Here is a 16019-nt window from a genome sequence, read left to right as displayed (position 1 = left end):
GCCTAGTGAACCGTGATTGCTCAGCTTGTTCGCATCATGGGGTGGACCTTTTTACCCCTCGCTCTTTTAGCGAAACTGCCGTTCGCCATGTCGGTGGTGGCAGTGATGACATCCGTGTCAGTGGTAACTCACAGTTACGGGATTGCAGGCATTGCAGCCGCCTTGGTTGGTGTAGGAACCGCCGTGTCTGGGCCCATTTATGGCATTCTGGCCGACAAGCACGGCCAACGCCCAGTCTTGGTTTTCACCGCTGTAACCAATGCGGCCAGCCTGTTGGGTCTAGGCTGGGCGCTACGCATGAGCGACACACAACCCAACGTCCTGCTCATCTGCGTAGCCGCTCTGTGTATTGGTTGTACGCAACCCCAAGCCACGTCGATGGTGCGCTCCCGCTGGCTCCAAGCCCTGCGTCACAACTTCAACGACGACGTCCCTACCCGCGTGACCAACGCGGTGCTGTCGTATGAATCCATGACCGACGAACTCGTTTTCGTTCTGGGGCCAGTAGTTGTGGGTGTGATCGCCACCCTGACAGGTGTCGTGGTACCGCTTGACGCTGCTGCGATCCTGACCGCGTTGGGCGTGCTGGGCATCGCCTTCCATCCATCTTCGGTGTACTCAACGGGACGAGCCTCGGCCAGGGTGGACGACCTCGGCGACGGCACCCCCACTCAGCAGACGACAGCCCCCATGGCAGCGCTCCTGGCGCCCCGCGTGATGGTGCCAGTGGCGGGAATGTTGTCGATTGGGCTGTTCTTCGGTTCCATGCTCACCAGCCTCACCAGCTTCATGGAAACGCTGGGCCGGGCCGATGCCACCGGTCTTCTCTATGGAGTCATGGGCGTGACCTCGGCGCTCTTTGCGTTCTCGGTGGTAGCCCTTCCTGACAGTGTCACCTTGGTTTCGCGGTGGATGGTCGCGGGGATGATTGCGGTGGCCGGTGCTGCGATTCTGAACCTGGCTCCTGGAATGCCCGGTTTGGTGGTTGCGTTGTTGGTGTTGGGCACTGGAATTGGGCCGGCGTTGGTGACGTTGTATTCCATTGCCGCCGAGGTGGCGCCAACTGGCCGCACTACTGCAGTGATGTCGATGATGGCAACCGCGGTTACGGTGGGGCAGGCTACTGCGAGTGCAGTGGTGGGTAATCTGGTTGATGGTTCTGGCCACCTCGTGGGGTACGTTGCGGTTGCCGTGGCTACTGGGGGTCTGTTGGCGCTCGCGTTTGCGTACATGGCTGTGCGACGCCGGTTCACCAGGTAACGGTGCGTTCTCGCTTGTGCTCCAGGTAGGGTAGACGTAGTTGCTTCAACACGAGTGAGGTGCCGTGGGTTTAAACGCTCAGCTAAAGTCCGAATGGCACGCGTGGCATGACGCGCGCGTGGCTGATTTGGCTACCCGTTTTGGTGCTTTGAGCATTACGGCAATCCAGTGGGTACAGCCGGGACAATCAGGTCGCTGGTTTGATCTTCCCGGTGAGTTCACGTTTGACGGCACGTGGATGCATTTCAAAGTAGATCCCGGGCATACTGTGGGCCCAACGGTTGCGTCTTTGGAGGTCACTGACGCTCCCGATTCGTCGTTGGTTTCAGCAACGCACTCCAAACAAGACACGTTTAGTGCGCGGGTGTCCCTGAACACCGGTTTCAATTGGTTGTTGAGTGGCGATGTGGTTGTTGAACTTCTCAATCGTGAGGGGTACGTGGCGTTGCGTAAGCGTGACTCCAAAGCACCTCTGCTGTCGCGGTTCATCGATGTTCCCACATTCCCGTTGGACCGCTCGTGGACAGTGCAAGGAACGTTCGAGGCGTTTGACCAGCCACAAGCGCACCGTATCGGGACCGCCACGCCTGGTTTGGACCGCACGGAAACCTTCCCAGGCACGGTGACGTTTGAGCTGGGTGGGAACACGCACACGTTGTTAGCTTCTGGGTCGATGAGTAACGGCCTCTACATCAACTTTTACGACTATTCCAACGGAGTTACAACGCCGGAGTGGCGACGGTTGAACTTGGGGGTCCCTGACCAGTCCGGTGGGGTGATCCTGGACTTTAACCGCACAATTGTGTGGCCTATGGCGTTTACCCCGTATGTGGCGTGCCCGGCCCCCGTTGCTCAGAACACCTTGCCTTTGAGCGTGGAGGCCGGAGAGCGGAAGCCTGCGCAGACGTTGAGCGAATCGGGTGTGAACACCCCTGTGCTCTTGGTGCGCACGGGTGGCGAAATCTTCTATGAGAAGTCGCTTGAACACCTCCGCAACCTAGGTGTAGACGTGACGATTGCCGACTCCACTAACGGAGAGCTTCTACCACCTCTGACTGGATACGCGGGTCTTGTAGTGGTGGGGTATGACACCCCTGAGGTTACAGAGGTCAACGAGCAGGTTCTGGAACTTCTCAGTGACGCTACGAGTGCGTCTGTTCCCGTTGTGGCAATTGGGAACGTTGCCACCTTGCTCAGTTCGCAAGAGAGGGCTGAGGAACACCCGTGGCAGGCTTCTTTGGAGTCCGCGGACTTTTCGGTTGCCTCGGTGGATAGCGAGCAACAGGTTTCGGCCGGTCCGGTCTACGACGTGACCGTCAACGATGTCGTGGCCCGCGACCGTCTGTTTTCGCGGGTGGTTCGCTATGACGAGGGCGGCACGTCCTACATTCCTATTCGCGAAATCGAACCCCTTTTGCGTAGGCAACAGACACGCAAAAAAGCCGAAGCCGAAGGCACAGAACGTACTGAACTTTCGACCTCGGCAACGCTTGAAAGCCAGGCACCTGGTGGCCAGGACGCTGAAGGACAGGCGCCGGGACTCCAGTGGTCCACACTTGCCACGTGGCAAGACCTGGTTGAGCGGTTTGCGCGCTTAGTGCATTCGCAGATCTAACCCGCTACCCGCTGGGCATCCGCCAGCAGTCAACCGCCCGGCCGTTGCTGACCGCTCCGGGCCTACTTCTTGATGATGTCGCCGGAACGGTGGTGGATCTTGAACTTCACGGATTCGCTTTTGCCCTTGGGGTAAACCTTGACTTCCCAGTGAACGTTTCCGTCGGATGAAAGTTCGGCCTCGTCAACGGTTCCTGGGGTGTGACGGGTCGCTGACGCGATCGCTTCCTTGAGGGTCTGACGGACAACCGACGCGGCGTTCTTGTCCTTGGAGTCGGCCTTTTCCTCATCGTCCTTGCCTTCAACGGAGGAACCGTCGGCAGAGACTTTCACTTCAGTCTTCTTGCTGCCCGCAAGCACGTCGACCTTCCAGGCTCCATCGTCCTCGAATTCGATTCCGATCGCCTTCGAGTCCTTCACTTCACCTTCAGCAGTGTCGATTGCCGCGTTGGCAGCGTCAACCGATCCGCCCTTTTCGTTTGTGTCGTCATCGTCGCCAAGCGACGTCACACCGTTGTCGTCAACGGATTCGTTTGACTCTTCTGTTGCTTGGTCGGCAGGAGCCTGTTCGTCACCTGTGGTCTGTTTTGCGCCCTGGTCGTCGCCACCTCCGCAACCGGCAAGAGCCAGTGCAGCAGCGACGGGAACCGCCAGAAACGCTGTGCGCACGTTCAATTTCTTCATATTTCAACCGTAACGAAAAAGGTACGGTAAGTCCGGTTGGCGGCGTGTGATACCAGTTACGGACCGGCAGCAATGACGTTCCGGCGACCCGCGTTTTAGGGGCACCGCACGGCCACAACCAGGTCCTCCAACACTGTCGGCTGCCCACTGGGGTCTTCGACGGTCCGGTTCCACACCTCGGCCAGCAAAACCTCACCCGAAAGTAGTGCAGGCTCAGACTCAAGCGTTGGTAGCGCGCGGGTGCGAGCCTCCCATTCCGCCTCCGTGAAGTTTTTTCGCGCCCAGGGTGGCATGTGCGCGTGGGACACGGTGAGGAACACGCCACCAGGGTGTAACAGGGTGCGGGCGGCGCGGAGGAGTTCTTCGCGTTCTTCCACCACGTTGGTGTGGAGGAATGACACAGTGATCAGGTCAAATGTGGTACCGGCGGCGTGCTGGTTGGCAAGCCAGGTTTCGGCGTCCGAGGCGGCAAAAGTCGCCGTGACACCCTGCCTGAGTGCGTGTGACTGGGCACGCTCGATGGCCGTGGGAGCGATGTCAACACCAGTGACTGCGTAGCCTTGGCTGGCTAGCCACAACGCGTCGCCACCTTCGCCGCACCCCAGGTCGAGCGCCCGAAGGTTGGGGCGCGGGGCAGGGTTCAGACCCACCCGCGTGAGTGCCTGTTCCAGCGCGTGGTTGACCTTGCCCGACCACATTGAGTCAGACTCCCGGTAGCGCGCATCCCAGTGTTCGCGGGTTTCCCGCAGGCGGTCTGGGGTGGGCGCGTTGTTTCCGCCGAGGTCGTTCACGGCAGGCCTACCAGATGGAGACGCGTTCGGCTGGGTCCAGCCACATGCCGTCACCCGGTTTGGTGCCAAAGGTTTCGTGGAACGCGTCCATGTTCTTCAGCACCTGGTTGCACCTGAATTCTTCAGGGGAGTGCGGGTCAACCGCGAGCCGGCGACGGCGTTCTTCCGCGCGGAACTTAGACTTCCACGCAACCGCCCACGCGGTGAAAAACGCGCGAGCGTCGTCTTGGGACACGTTGCCGTCGGAAGCGATGTTGAGCGCCTTCCACGCGATTCCCAGACCGCCCAGGTCGCCAATGTTTTCGCCTACCGTGAGAGACCCGTTGACGGTATCGGATGGCTCCAGGCCTTCAGGGACCAAAACGTCGTACTGGTCGATAAGGCCCTGCACACGCTCAGTGAAGCGCTCGCGGTCTTCGTCAGTCCACCAGTTCACCAGGTTTCCGGTGCCGTCGTAACGAGATCCTTGGTCGTCAAAACCGTGGCCGATTTCGTGACCGATGACCGCACCGATCGCCCCGAAGTTCGAGGCGGGCAGGCCATCTGCGTCGAAGAACGGGGGTTGCAGAATGGCGGCCGGGAACACGATTTCGTTGAGCACGGGGTGGTAGTACGCGTTGACCGTCTGCGGGTTCATGAGCCATTCGTGCGGGTCAATCGGCTGGTTGATTCGGTCGATGTGGCGTTTGGTTTCAGCGACGGTTGCGCGGTCAACGTTGGCGGCGAGGTCATCTGCCTTCACCTCGAAGTTGTACTCACGCCACACGTCGGGGTAGCCCACCTTGGGAGTGAACTGGCTGAGTTTGGTGAGTGCTTTTTGCTTGGTTTCTTCACCCATCCAGTCGAGGTTGGTGATCGACTGGCGGTATGCCTCGATGAGAGCGTCGACGAGTTCACGAATCGCGTCTTTGGATTCTGGCGGGAAGTATTTTTCAACGTAGAGCTTGCCTACGACCTCACCCAGGTACCCTTCGACTAGGCTGACTCCACGTTTCCAGCGTTCCCGGATCTGCGGAGTTCCAGACAGGGTGCGGGAGAAGAAGTCAAAGTTCTCATCCACAACGGCTTCGGGCAACGCCGCTGTTCGGCTGTTGAGGATCTGGTAGATCGTCCAGGCCTTGAGCCCTTCAAGGTCGGATTGTGCCCACACGTCAGTGTCGCCGGTGATTGCTGAAGGCTGGCTCACAATGAAGTGGTCTACGCTGTCGTCTACTCCCAAGGCGTCGAGCCAGGCGTTGATGTCGAAGCCTTCCGTGAGCTCAATGAGTTCAGCACGCGTGACCGGGTTGTAGGTTTTTTGGGCGTCACGGACAGCCACCCGGTCCCAGTGGTGGGAGGCCATGTCGGTTTCGAGTGCCAACACGTGAGTGGCCAGGTCAGAACTGCTGAACCCGGTGTGTTTTTCCAAGTCGGTGAGCTGCGCCAGGCGGTCGATGTGTTCCACAAACTTGGTGCGGATCTCGCTGTACTGTTCGTCTGAGTAGTACGACTCGTCGGGCAACGTGATGCCGGCTTGCATCATGTACATGGCGTACGTGTCAGACTTCATGGCGTCTGGGGACACGTATGCAGCGATCACACCGCTGACCCCGTGGAGGTACAGTTCACCGGCAACGTGAGCGAGTTCCTGGTGGTTCTTAGCGCCTTTCACCAGGTCAAACAATGGCTGGAGTGGTTCTAGGCCACGATCTTCAATGGTCTGGGTGTCCATGAAGCTGGTGTAGAGGTCGGACACCATCTGTGCCGCCGAACCCGCTGGTTCAGCCGAACCGGCCTGTGCGTCAGCCCCGTCCCCGGCCGAGCTGCCAAGCCCGGTAATAATGTCACGGACTGCGACCTCGGCGGCGTCGTGCAACTGACGCATCTGACCGTCCCCGGCCCGATCCTGCGGAATTTCATATGTGTCGAGCCACTGGCCGTTGACGTGACGGAAGAAATCATCAGTTGGAAGAACAGTCATGGTTCTACGTTAGCGCCTTGCGGACGTGCACCATAATGAACACATGATCCTCATTGCTAGTGATGCGTTTAAGGGGACGATCGGCTCGCTCGAGGTGGCGCAGAGCCTGCGTGGACCGTGCGAAGATGCCGGTTTCCCAGTGACGGTACTGCCTCTTGCCGACGGTGGTGAGGGCACCGTGGATGCGTTGGTGACCTGCGGATATGAGGCGCACCAGGTGGAAGTGACTGGGCCGTTGGGGCAGCCAGTGACCGCGCGGTGGGCGTCGCTGAATGAAACAGCCGTCATTGAAATGGCCCAGGCGTCCGGCCTGCACCTGGTGGACCCGTCGCCACAAACTGCGTGGGACGCGCACACGTACGGCACCGGTGAGTTGATCGCGCACGCGATTGAAAATGGGTGTTCGCGGATCGTGGTTGGCGTGGGTGGGTCGGCCACAAGTGATGGCGGCCGGGGCGCGCTCAGGGCGGTGAAAGAGTCAGGGGTGGACACCTCGGGCGTGGCCTTCACCGTAGCGTGCGACGTGGACAACCCTTTGACTGGGCCCCGCGGGGCCGCCGAGGTGTTTGGGCCTCAGAAGGGCGCCGACCCCGCAACCGTGGCCAAGTTGGAGGAACGGTTGGCGCGGTGGGCAGACCAGCTGGACCCGACCGGGCGCGTGCGGGATGTGCCGGGCGCGGGAGCCGCGGGTGGGCTGGGGTTCGCGCTCATGGCGGGCCTGGGGGCTGACCGAGTGTCCGGGGCCGAGTTTGTACTCTCGGCGGTGGGGTTTGACGAGCAGGTGGCGCGCGCCAGCGTTGTGGTCACCGGCGAGGGTCAATTCGATGAGCAGACGCTGGGCGGCAAGGGGCCGGGCACGGTGATTGCGCGCGCTGGGTCTGCTAGCGTGCCGGTGATTGTGGTGTGCGGACAAGCGAAGTTGCGTGCCGGGGACGTGGGTGCTGTGGCCGGGTTTGCCGGCGCCGAGGTGGCCGAAGTTTTCGCACTGACAGACTTCGCCCCGGTCCAGCAGTGTATTGCCGAACCGGGGCGAGTGCTCAAAGAAGTGGGTTACGCGTTAGCGACTACTGTTCGAGACCGCGGCTTTTGCGACGGAACATCACAATGACCAGTGCGACAACGGCGATCGCACCCAGGGCGATTACCACGTAGGCAATCGGTGACATGCCGTTGCTGTTTTCGCCAGCAGTAGCGGAGGCGTCGTTGCTGTCTGCGTTCGCTTCGCTTGCGTTGTCTTTGTTTTCGTCGTTTGCGTTGTTGTCGCCAGTGCCTTGGGCTGGGGCTTCAGTTGCGGTGTTGTCGCCCTCGTTTTCCGAGGTGGTTCCACCGGCCGCGTTGCTGTCCTTAATAGTGAATTTGACGGTTCCGCTGACGGGGTGGCCGTCCTCGCTGACCACGCGCCATACGACTTCGTAGTCGCCAGGTTCGAGGTCGTCGGGAAGTGCTGAGGTTACCTTGCGACCTTCAACCGCGATTTCACCGGCGGATACGTCTTTGCCGTTGTGATTGACCTGGATCTCGGTGCCGACTTCTTGAATGTTGCCGGAAAACTCCAGTTCGAGCCATTCGGGTTGCTTGTCCAGCTGGGCTCCGTTCTTAGGGTTGGACCCGATCAGCTGGTCGTGAGCAAGAGCAGGCGATGCGGACATCAGACCGAACGAACCGATCACCAAGGTCAGAACTGCACTGAGCAGTAGGGAAAGTGCTGACCTGTGAGTCATGGCGAGTCTCCAATCAAATAGGCAGTGTATGTCCAGTATGAGGGATGGAGTTGAGAAACTCCTCACGGCCCTAGCGGAGTGGCGCAAAGTGAGCGAAACGGCGGATTATATTGCGCAGTTTCGCTCGTTTGGCGCCGTTTCGCGCAACGGTTAGGGGCAGAAACCATGGCAGAAACTAAAAACCACGACAGCCATGCATCTTTTCAGCCTGACCGCCGCGGTGGTTCCAATATAAACCCAAAAGTCATAAAACGTCACGTGAAGTTACTCACCAGTTTCAACTACTTCTCGCTGGTGACGCCTATACCCCGGATCAAGCATCCGGTTACACACGATCACGACCAGCGAAGCCACCGATGAGCCCAACGCTGGGATCAGTAGCGCAGTCTTTGCGCCGTAAGAATCAGCAGCAATTCCAGCTAGCACTGACCCGGCTGCGACCCCCACGCTCATGAGTGTCCCGATCCACGCGAACGCTTCAGTGAGCCGGGACAGGGGAGCGAACTGCTCAATGATGGTCGACGCCGCAATGATCGACGGCGCAACGGTCAGCCCTACAAAGAAAATGATGATGCACAAGAGCAACTGCGAAGTCGCAAGCTGGAGCGCCCAACCGCCTAGCGCCAACGCGCTCAGTGCAATCGCAAACCGAATCCGCGCCTTGCTCTTCCACGTGATCGCCCCGTACACGACCCCAGCCGACAACGAACCAATCGCATGCACGCCAAGCGCAACACCGGCAAAGGATTTCAAGCCCTGCTCTTCAGCAAACGCGACCGCTCCAACGTCCAGCGCACCAAAGTTGATCCCCACGAACAGTTGCGACATCACCACCACAAAAATCGCGGGGTTTGACATGACTTTGCCTTTAGGCGCTGTGGGATCGCGCTCAATGATTGGTGGCTCTGTGGCCTTTTGGCTGTAGTACAACGCCGCGCCAACGGCCAACGCCACCGACGACCCAATAATCCCCAACGCCGGCTGCACCGCAGTGGCCAACACGGTCACCAATACCGGGCCCACAATGAACAGGAACTCGTCAGCGACAGACTCCCATGACAGTGCCGTTGAAAACTGCCGAGGTGTGGGAGCGACGTGCGACCACCTGGCACGTACCAGCGACCCCACGCTACCCACAGTGGCCCCGGTCACCACCGTGACCGGGTAGACAAGCCACCACAGGTCCGCGTACACAGTAACGATCAGAGCGACCGTGGCCACAAGGTGAACGTAGGTCACTGGCACCATGACTCTTGACTGTCCGTGTTTGTCGACAAGTTTGGCCAGGAATGGGGTCGCGATCGCGACCGCCACCATGTACACGGCGGATAAGACTCCAGCCAGCGCGTACGACCCCGTGACACCCTGCACAAAAAGCACGATTCCCAAGCCCAAAATGGCCATAGGGAACCGCGCAATGAGCCCGGCGAACGAAAAACGCCAGGCCCCAGGCAGGCTCAGAATGTCACGGTAAGTCGATAGCACCAGATAATTCTAGGCCTCAGTTGACGGTTTATTAACACCCGAAGAGGGTGGTCTATGACACCAAAAGTCATGAAGCGTAAATCCTGCTCAGTGGCCTTCGCTGTCGACCAAACTTGACCGGGTCTAGACTCGAAGCATGAGCTCTTCGCCGCTTACCGATACGCTCGCAATCCCCAACCCGCACGCACAACAGCCCGGTGAAGTCGTTAACGCGCTCGACACCTCGGCGGACCGTGGGCTCACCGACGCCGAGGTTGCCGCCCGGCTGAAAACATACGGCCATAACGAACTCGCTCAAGCAGAAACCGTTCCGCTCTGGAAGCGGGTGCTGCTGTTACTGAACGAACCACTGACGTACCTGCTGTTCGTCGCGATCATCGTCTCGGTCGTCGCGTGGGTTGCCGAAGGCCGGCAGGGCGCTCCGATCGACGCGATCGTCATCGCTGCAGTTATCGTCCTGAACACGCTTATTGGGCTGATCCAAGAGCTGAAAGCCGCTGATGCGGTCGCCTCGCTCAAAGAAATGACAAGTCTGAGCGCAACCGTCACCCGTGACGGCAACACCCACGTCATCAACGCCACCGACCTCGTTCCCGGCGATATCGTGCAACTCGACGAAGGCGATGCAGTACCGGCCGACGCTCGGCTACTTTCCTGCAATGGCCTCATGGTCGCCGAAAGCGCTCTGACCGGCGAATCCGTGCCCGTCCACAAGACCGTCGACGCGGTCGCTGCTGACACGCCGTTGGCTGACAGGTTGCCAATGGTCTACTCAGGCACGGCTATCACTCAGGGCAGCGCCCGTGCTGTTGTCACCGGCACCGGGGCCACCAGCGAAATTGGTCGGATCGCGGGCATGATTTCGACGGCCGAAACAACCGAAACACCCCTGCAAAAGGAAATGGCGGCAGTGGGTAAAACGCTCACCATCGTCGTCACTGCGGTCGCCCTGGCCGTCATGGCCACGGTTTACCTCGTCACTGCAGATCACTCGGTGGCTTCACTGGTGAGCATCCTCCTGTTGGGTGTCTCCTTAGCTGTCGCCGCAGTGCCGGAGGGTCTCACGGCGATCGTCTCGGCGATCCTCGCAATGGGTGTGCGCCAGATGGCTGATCACCAGGCGATCGTTAAGAAGCTCGATGCGGTGGAATCGCTTGGCTCCGCCGGGGTGGTGTGCACTGACAAGACCGGAACACTCACCCTGAACCAGATGACTATCGACCGCGTTATTACCGCGGACGGCCGCCACCACAGCACTGATGCCCATGCCACTGAGACTCTCGCCCTGGGCGCTATCGCGTCGAACGCCCGCCTCACGGACGAAGGCCCAATAGGCGACCCGACCGAAGTCGCGTTCCTCACCGCGTGCTCCGAAGCCGGACACACTGTGCCCCGTGTACACCGCCTTGACGAATTGCCGTTTTCCTCCGAGCGCAAACGTATGTCCGTCCTCATAGCACAAGGCAGTGGCGACCCAGACGTTATGCAACTCGTCATGAAAGGCGCCCCCGATGTGGTGCTCGCCCGTTGCGCCCACGTGCGCACCGCACACGGGGACATGGAGGTAACTCCCGAGGTGCGTGCCCGGCTCGACGAAGAGGTCACCTCGCTGGCCGGGGAGGCTTACCGGACACTGGCAGTGGCCGTGCGGAAGGTGCCTGCCACCTCGGGCGGGGAAGAAAACCCCGAACAGAGCCTGGACGAGGAGATGGAACAGGGGCTGACCTTAGTGGGTCTTGTGGCGATGATCGACCCTCCCAGGCCAGAAGCCAAGGTCGCGATTGCCCAAGCTCAGCAGGCCGGGATCCGCATCATCATGATCACCGGCGACCACCCGCTCACGGCCAAACGGATCGCCACAGACCTGGGCATCAACAATCCGAAGATCCTCACCGGTGCCCAGCTGAACGAACTCGATGACGAGCAGTTCGCCGAGGCCGTCGAGACTACCGCTGTCTTTGCGCGCGTCGACCCCAGCCACAAGTTACGGATTGTCACAAGCTTGCAGGCCCACGGTCACGTCGTGTCAATGACCGGTGATGGCGTTAACGACGCGCCAGCGCTCAAACGTGCAGACATCGGTGTGGCCATGGGAATCACTGGCACACAGGTTTCGCACGATGCAGCGACGATGATTCTTGCCGATGACAACTTCTCCTCGATCATCAGCGCAGTCAAGTTGGGGCGTGGCATCTACTCCAACCTCAAGAAAGTGTTGCGCTATCTGCTGTCATCGAACATGGGTGAGGTTCTCACTGTGTTCGGTGGGGTTGTGCTCGCGGGCATGCTGGGTCTCATTGAAGCCGACGGTTCGGTGATCCTTCCGCTGCTTGCCACCCAGATTCTGTGGGTGAACCTTGTCACCGACTCATCCCCGGCGCTCGCCCTGGGGGTGGACCCCGTTGATGACCACGTGATGACCAGGCCCCCGCGGAGACCCGACCAACGCGCGCTCGACGGTCCCGAATGGGCGCGGATCCTCAGCACCGGGTTCGTCATGGCGGTGCTGTCGCTGCTCGCTCTGGATGCCTGCCTACTCGGCGGGCTCATCGCTGGTGACGACGACGTAGCCACGGGCCGGACGGTCGCTTTCACGGTGCTCGTCATCCTGCAATTGGTCAACGCACTGTCGGTTCGGCACGCGCACAGGTCAATGTTTATCGGTGTGCTGAGTAACCGTTGGTTGTGGCTCGCGTTGGCAATCGGGTTGCTACTGCAAGTCCTTGTCGTCTACGTGCCTATTCTGAACGCCGCGTTTTCGACCGTGCCCCTGGACGGGGAACACTGGTTGCTGGTCATCGGCTGTGCGGTTGTCTTCATGGTCCTCGAAGAACTCCGACGGGCAGTCGTGACGATGGCCCAGCGGGGTTAAACCGTCAACCTCTCTACTTAAGAACAGCCCCCACGACCTCGCGCGCCTGCTCCTGAACCTGCGCCAGGTGCTCGTCACCCTTGAACGATTCAGCGTAGATCTTGTACACGTCTTCCGTCCCGGACGGCCGTGCCGCGAACCACGCGTTATCCGTGGTCACTTTCAAACCACCAATCGCGGCACCGTTTCCGGGCGCCTCCGTGAACGTGCCCGTGATGGGGTCGCCTGCCAACGTGGTGGCGGTGACATCTGACGCACTGAGCTTCTTCAGAACAGCCTTCTGTTCAGGCGTAGCCGGCGCGTCGACGCGGGCGTAGGAACTCGCGCCTAGTTCTGCGACCAGCTTGGCGTGACGCTGCGACGGAGTTTCGCCAGTCTTGGCCGTGATCTCGGCAGCCAGCAGGCACAGCAGAATTCCGTCTTTATCCGTGGACCATGCAGAGCCGTCCATCCGCAAGAACGACGCACCCGCGGACTCTTCCCCGCCGAATCCCAAAGAACCGTCAGCCAGCCCATCTACGAACCACTTGAACCCAACGGGCACCTCGACCAGCTTCCGACCCAGGCGTGTCGCCACCCGGTCAATGAGACTGGAGGACACCAGCGTCTTCCCGATTGCCACCTCGGAGCCCCAACCGGGACGGTTCTGGAACAGGTAGTCAATGGCTACCGCCATGTAGTGGTTGGGGTTCATGAGCCCGCCATCAGGGGTGACGATCCCGTGCCGGTCGGCATCCGGGTCGTTCCCAAAGCACAAGTCGTAGTCACCCGCTGACTCAATCAGCGATGCCATGGCGTACGGCGACGAGCAGTCCATGCGGATCTTTTCGTCCCAGTCCAGGGTCATGAAGCTCCACGCCGGGTCCACCTGCGAGTTCACCACGTCCAGGTTGAGGTCGTGGATTTCGCTAATCGAGGACCAGAAGTCGACGCTGGCGCCACCCAGTGGGTCGGCTGCCAGACGCAGGCCGGACTGGGCGATTGCCTCCATGTCAATGACCGCGCCGAGGTCGCCAATGTAGTTTTCGACGTAGTTGAAGTTTGTGGTGTTCTCCAGGTGGAAGGCCCGCTGGAATGGGGTGCGTGGGATGTCCCGCCACGCGCCTTCCAGCAGTTCGTTGGCCCGGTTTTCGATCCACGCGGTGATGTCGGCTCCAGCTGGGCCACCGTGGGGTGGGTTGTACTTGATCCCACCGTCGCTGGGCGGGTTGTGGGACGGGGTGATGATGATGCCGTCGGCCAGTCCCTGCGCGGTGCCCACCCGCTTGTTGTGGGTGATGATCGCGTGGCTGAGCACCGGTGTTGGGGTGTAACCGTCACGGTCGTCGATCATGACGGGCACGCCCGCCCCCGCGAGCACCTCGAGCACTGTGAGCAGAGCCGGTTCTGACAATGCGTGGGTGTCGCGCCCCAGGTAGATGGGTCCGGTGTAGTTTTGGCCCGCCCGGTATTCGATGATGGCCTTGGTGATCGCTACGATGTGAGCTTCGTTGAACGAACCAGTGAGGCTGCTGCCCCTGTGTCCCGAGGTGCCAAACGCCACCCGCTGGGTTGGCTCGCTGGGCGTGGGTACGGTGTCGTGGTACGCATCGAGCAGTTTAGTAATGTCGACGAGGTCTGTTTCCTGGGCTGGCTGTCCTGCTCGGTTGGTCATGTTTCACTCACTCCGGTCGTGCTACAAGGTGTGGGCGGGTATGCGGGCTATCAGTGTGGGACTAGGTGGCGGAGATCAAACTCGGGGTCAAACTACTGTTGGTTCTTGACCGTTTTCCGACACAATTGGCCGTCCGTGGTCGAGGTTCCACGCGCCCATTCCGCCTTCGACAACCACAGCGTCAAACCCGTTGAGGTTGAGCCAAGCGGCGGCACGCAAGGCGCGCCCACCTGAACGGCAGACGACGTACACGTCAACATCGACGGGCACATCGCCGTAGCGCGGTTCAAGTTCACTGAGTGGAATGTGGTGCGCACCTTCAATGTGTCCGGCTTCGAACTCGAAGTCCTCGCGGACGTCCAGGAAAACAGCGTCGTCTGGGATTTCTGGAACTGTAACTGTTGGTTCGCTCATACCGTCAGTGTATCCCTGGTTTTCAGAGGATTGGCTGAATTTTCACTTCCGCATGGTGCCGGTATCACGCAGTGAAACGTGCCAGCTCAAAGCCTCTTCCAGGATGTGTGGCGTGTGGAGTCCGGTCGCGTTCTTGCACGCGCGTTCGTAGTAGTCACGCAGGGCATCGCGGTAGTCCGGGTGCGCACAGTTGTCGATGATGCGCTGAGCACGCTTGTGAGGCGACAGTCCGCGCAGGTCTGCGATTCCCTGTTCGGTCACAATCACGTGAACATCGTGTTCTGTGTGGTCCACGTGGCTGGCCATGGGCACCACTGACGAAATCTTTCCGCCCTTAGCCGTTGAAGGTGACACAAAGAAGTTGAGAAACGCGTTTCGGGCGAAGTCACCCGATCCGCCAATTCCGTTCATCATCTTTGACCCCATGATGTGCGTGGAGTTCACGTGCCCGTAAATGTCGGTTTCAACCATGCCGTTGATCGCGATAACACCTAGGCGGCGCACGATTTCTGGGTGGTTCGACATCTCTTGGGTGCGCAACAGGATGCGGCCCTTGTAGTTGTCGATGTTTTGGTTGAACTTTTCAGCCACGTCCCGCGACAGACTAAACGATGTGGCGGAAATGCTGTCGAGCTTGCCCGTGTCTAGCAGGGCGAGCAGGTTGTCCTGGATGACCTCGGTGTAGGAAGTCATGTGTTCGAACTCTGATTCAGCCAGTCCCGCCAGCACCGCGTTGGCCACATTGCCCACACCCGACTGCAACGGCAGAAGGTTCTTGGGCATGCGACCAGCTTTGACTTCGTGGCGCAAGAAGTCGATGAGGTATCCGGCCATCGCCTCTGAAGCGTCGTCGACAGGGCTGAACGTGTTGTCGCGGTCAGGAGCGTCCGTTTTTACGATCGCCACGATCTTGTCCGGGTCTACCCGCAGGTACGGGTCGCCAATGCGCTGGTCTGGCGAAAGGATCTGGATGGGGTTGCGGTGTGGAGGAATGCGCGTTCCGTAGTACACGTCGTGCATGCCTTCGAACTGGGTGGGCAACCAGTCGTTGACTTCCAGGATGACTTTATCCGCAAGATCGAGCCAAGTTTTGTTGTTTCCTACCGAGGTGCCCGGCACCAAAAGTCCGTTAGGGAGCACCGCTGCGACTTCGATGACGGCAACGTCAAGGTTGCCGTAGAAACCGAACCACACTTGCTGGGCGAGGTGGCTCAAGTGCTGATCCATGTATTCGACGCGTCCGTCGTTAATGGCTTTCCGCATGTCCGGGTCGGTGTTGAAAGGCGTGCGCAGATGCACCCCATCGACCTCAGCCAAGGCGCCATCCACCTCGGCCGAGGTGGAAGCACCAGTAAACATGCCAATCGAAAATTCGTCGCCAGCGCTGTGCGCGTCACGAATCCGGTTGGCGAGCGCTTGCGGGACCGCTTTAGGGAAACCGGCGCCGGTAAAACCACTCATACCGACGTTGTCGCCGTGGTTGATAAACGAGGCGGCGTCGGTAGCAGACATAACCTTGTGGGTTAGTTCAGGACACAAAATGCGGGACATGGTCCTCATTCTT

General features: G+C 60.0%; 12 protein-coding genes. 4 read left to right on the top strand and 8 right to left on the bottom strand.

Annotation, left to right across the window (positions count from 1 at the left end):
- Nucleotides 1-12 precede the first annotated feature (12 nt).
- Nucleotides 13-1260 carry an MFS transporter gene (locus JOE56_RS04990; protein ID WP_204515101.1) on the top strand — a complete coding sequence of 416 codons (1248 nt, stop codon included), beginning with the start codon at nt 13-15 and terminating at the stop codon, nt 1258-1260.
- Nucleotides 1261-1324: 64 nt separating this feature from the next.
- Nucleotides 1325-2875 carry a DUF1684 domain-containing protein gene (locus JOE56_RS04985; RefSeq protein WP_204515100.1) on the top strand — a complete coding sequence of 517 codons (1551 nt, stop codon included), beginning with the start codon at nt 1325-1327 and terminating at the stop codon, nt 2873-2875.
- Between the two features lie 62 nt (nt 2876-2937).
- On the opposite strand, the gene JOE56_RS04980 is transcribed toward JOE56_RS04985, so the two are convergent.
- The 3 genes from JOE56_RS04980 to JOE56_RS04970 all read right to left on the bottom strand — a co-directional run bounded on the left by JOE56_RS04980 (nt 2938) and on the right by JOE56_RS04970 (nt 6309).
- Nucleotides 2938-3558 (bottom strand): PepSY domain-containing protein, encoded by a 621-nt coding sequence (locus JOE56_RS04980; RefSeq protein ID WP_204515099.1) that lies wholly within the window; start codon nt 3556-3558, stop codon nt 2938-2940.
- Nucleotides 3559-3653: 95 nt separating this feature from the next.
- Nucleotides 3654-4349: a methyltransferase domain-containing protein gene (locus JOE56_RS04975; protein ID WP_204515098.1), complete on the bottom strand. Its 696-nt coding sequence runs from the start codon at nt 4347-4349 to the stop codon at nt 3654-3656.
- 7 nt (nt 4350-4356) lie between these two features.
- Complete coding sequence (locus tag JOE56_RS04970; RefSeq protein WP_204515097.1) at nt 4357-6309, bottom strand: M13 family metallopeptidase; 1953 nt, start codon at nt 6307-6309, stop codon at nt 4357-4359.
- Nucleotides 6310-6352: 43 nt separating this feature from the next.
- Here JOE56_RS04970 and JOE56_RS04965 point away from each other — a divergent pair, with 43 nt between their 5' ends.
- Nucleotides 6353-7417, top strand: a complete 1065-nt coding sequence (locus JOE56_RS04965; RefSeq protein ID WP_204515096.1) for a glycerate kinase — start codon at nt 6353-6355, stop codon at nt 7415-7417.
- On the opposite strand, the gene JOE56_RS04960 is transcribed toward JOE56_RS04965, so the two are convergent.
- Nucleotides 7374-8030: a copper resistance CopC family protein gene (locus JOE56_RS04960; protein WP_204515095.1), complete on the bottom strand. Its 657-nt coding sequence runs from the start codon at nt 8028-8030 to the stop codon at nt 7374-7376. The genes JOE56_RS04965 and JOE56_RS04960 overlap by 44 nt on opposite strands.
- A gap of 264 nt (nt 8031-8294) precedes the next feature.
- Nucleotides 8295-9515: an MFS transporter gene (locus JOE56_RS04955; RefSeq protein WP_204515094.1), complete on the bottom strand. Its 1221-nt coding sequence runs from the start codon at nt 9513-9515 to the stop codon at nt 8295-8297.
- 136 nt (nt 9516-9651) lie between these two features.
- On the opposite strand from JOE56_RS04955, the gene JOE56_RS04950 reads away from it, so the two are divergent.
- Nucleotides 9652-12387 carry a cation-translocating P-type ATPase gene (locus JOE56_RS04950; RefSeq protein ID WP_204515093.1) on the top strand — a complete coding sequence of 912 codons (2736 nt, stop codon included), beginning with the start codon at nt 9652-9654 and terminating at the stop codon, nt 12385-12387.
- A 13-nt stretch (nt 12388-12400) separates the two neighbouring features.
- Here the strand turns inward: JOE56_RS04950 and pgm are convergent, their stop codons facing one another.
- The 3 genes from pgm to JOE56_RS04935 all read right to left on the bottom strand — a co-directional run bounded on the left by pgm (nt 12401) and on the right by JOE56_RS04935 (nt 16006).
- Entirely contained in the window at nt 12401-14041 is a 1641-nt protein-coding gene (gene pgm / locus JOE56_RS04945; protein WP_204515092.1) for a phosphoglucomutase (alpha-D-glucose-1,6-bisphosphate-dependent), read from the bottom strand.
- An 87-nt stretch (nt 14042-14128) separates the two neighbouring features.
- On the bottom strand, nt 14129-14455 hold the full coding sequence (locus tag JOE56_RS04940) for a rhodanese-like domain-containing protein (protein ID WP_102238882.1): 327 nt from the start codon (nt 14453-14455) through the stop codon (nt 14129-14131).
- A 42-nt stretch (nt 14456-14497) separates the two neighbouring features.
- Nucleotides 14498-16006 (bottom strand): acetyl-CoA hydrolase/transferase family protein, encoded by a 1509-nt coding sequence (locus JOE56_RS04935; RefSeq protein WP_204515091.1) that lies wholly within the window; start codon nt 16004-16006, stop codon nt 14498-14500.
- Between the last annotated feature and the right edge of the window lie 13 nt (nt 16007-16019).

It is taken from the genome of Brevibacterium paucivorans, from assembly GCF_016907735.1.
In the GTDB taxonomy this organism is placed as follows: domain Bacteria; phylum Actinomycetota; class Actinomycetes; order Actinomycetales; family Brevibacteriaceae; genus Brevibacterium; species Brevibacterium paucivorans.
This window is presented reverse-complemented; position numbering and strand designations above follow the sequence as displayed.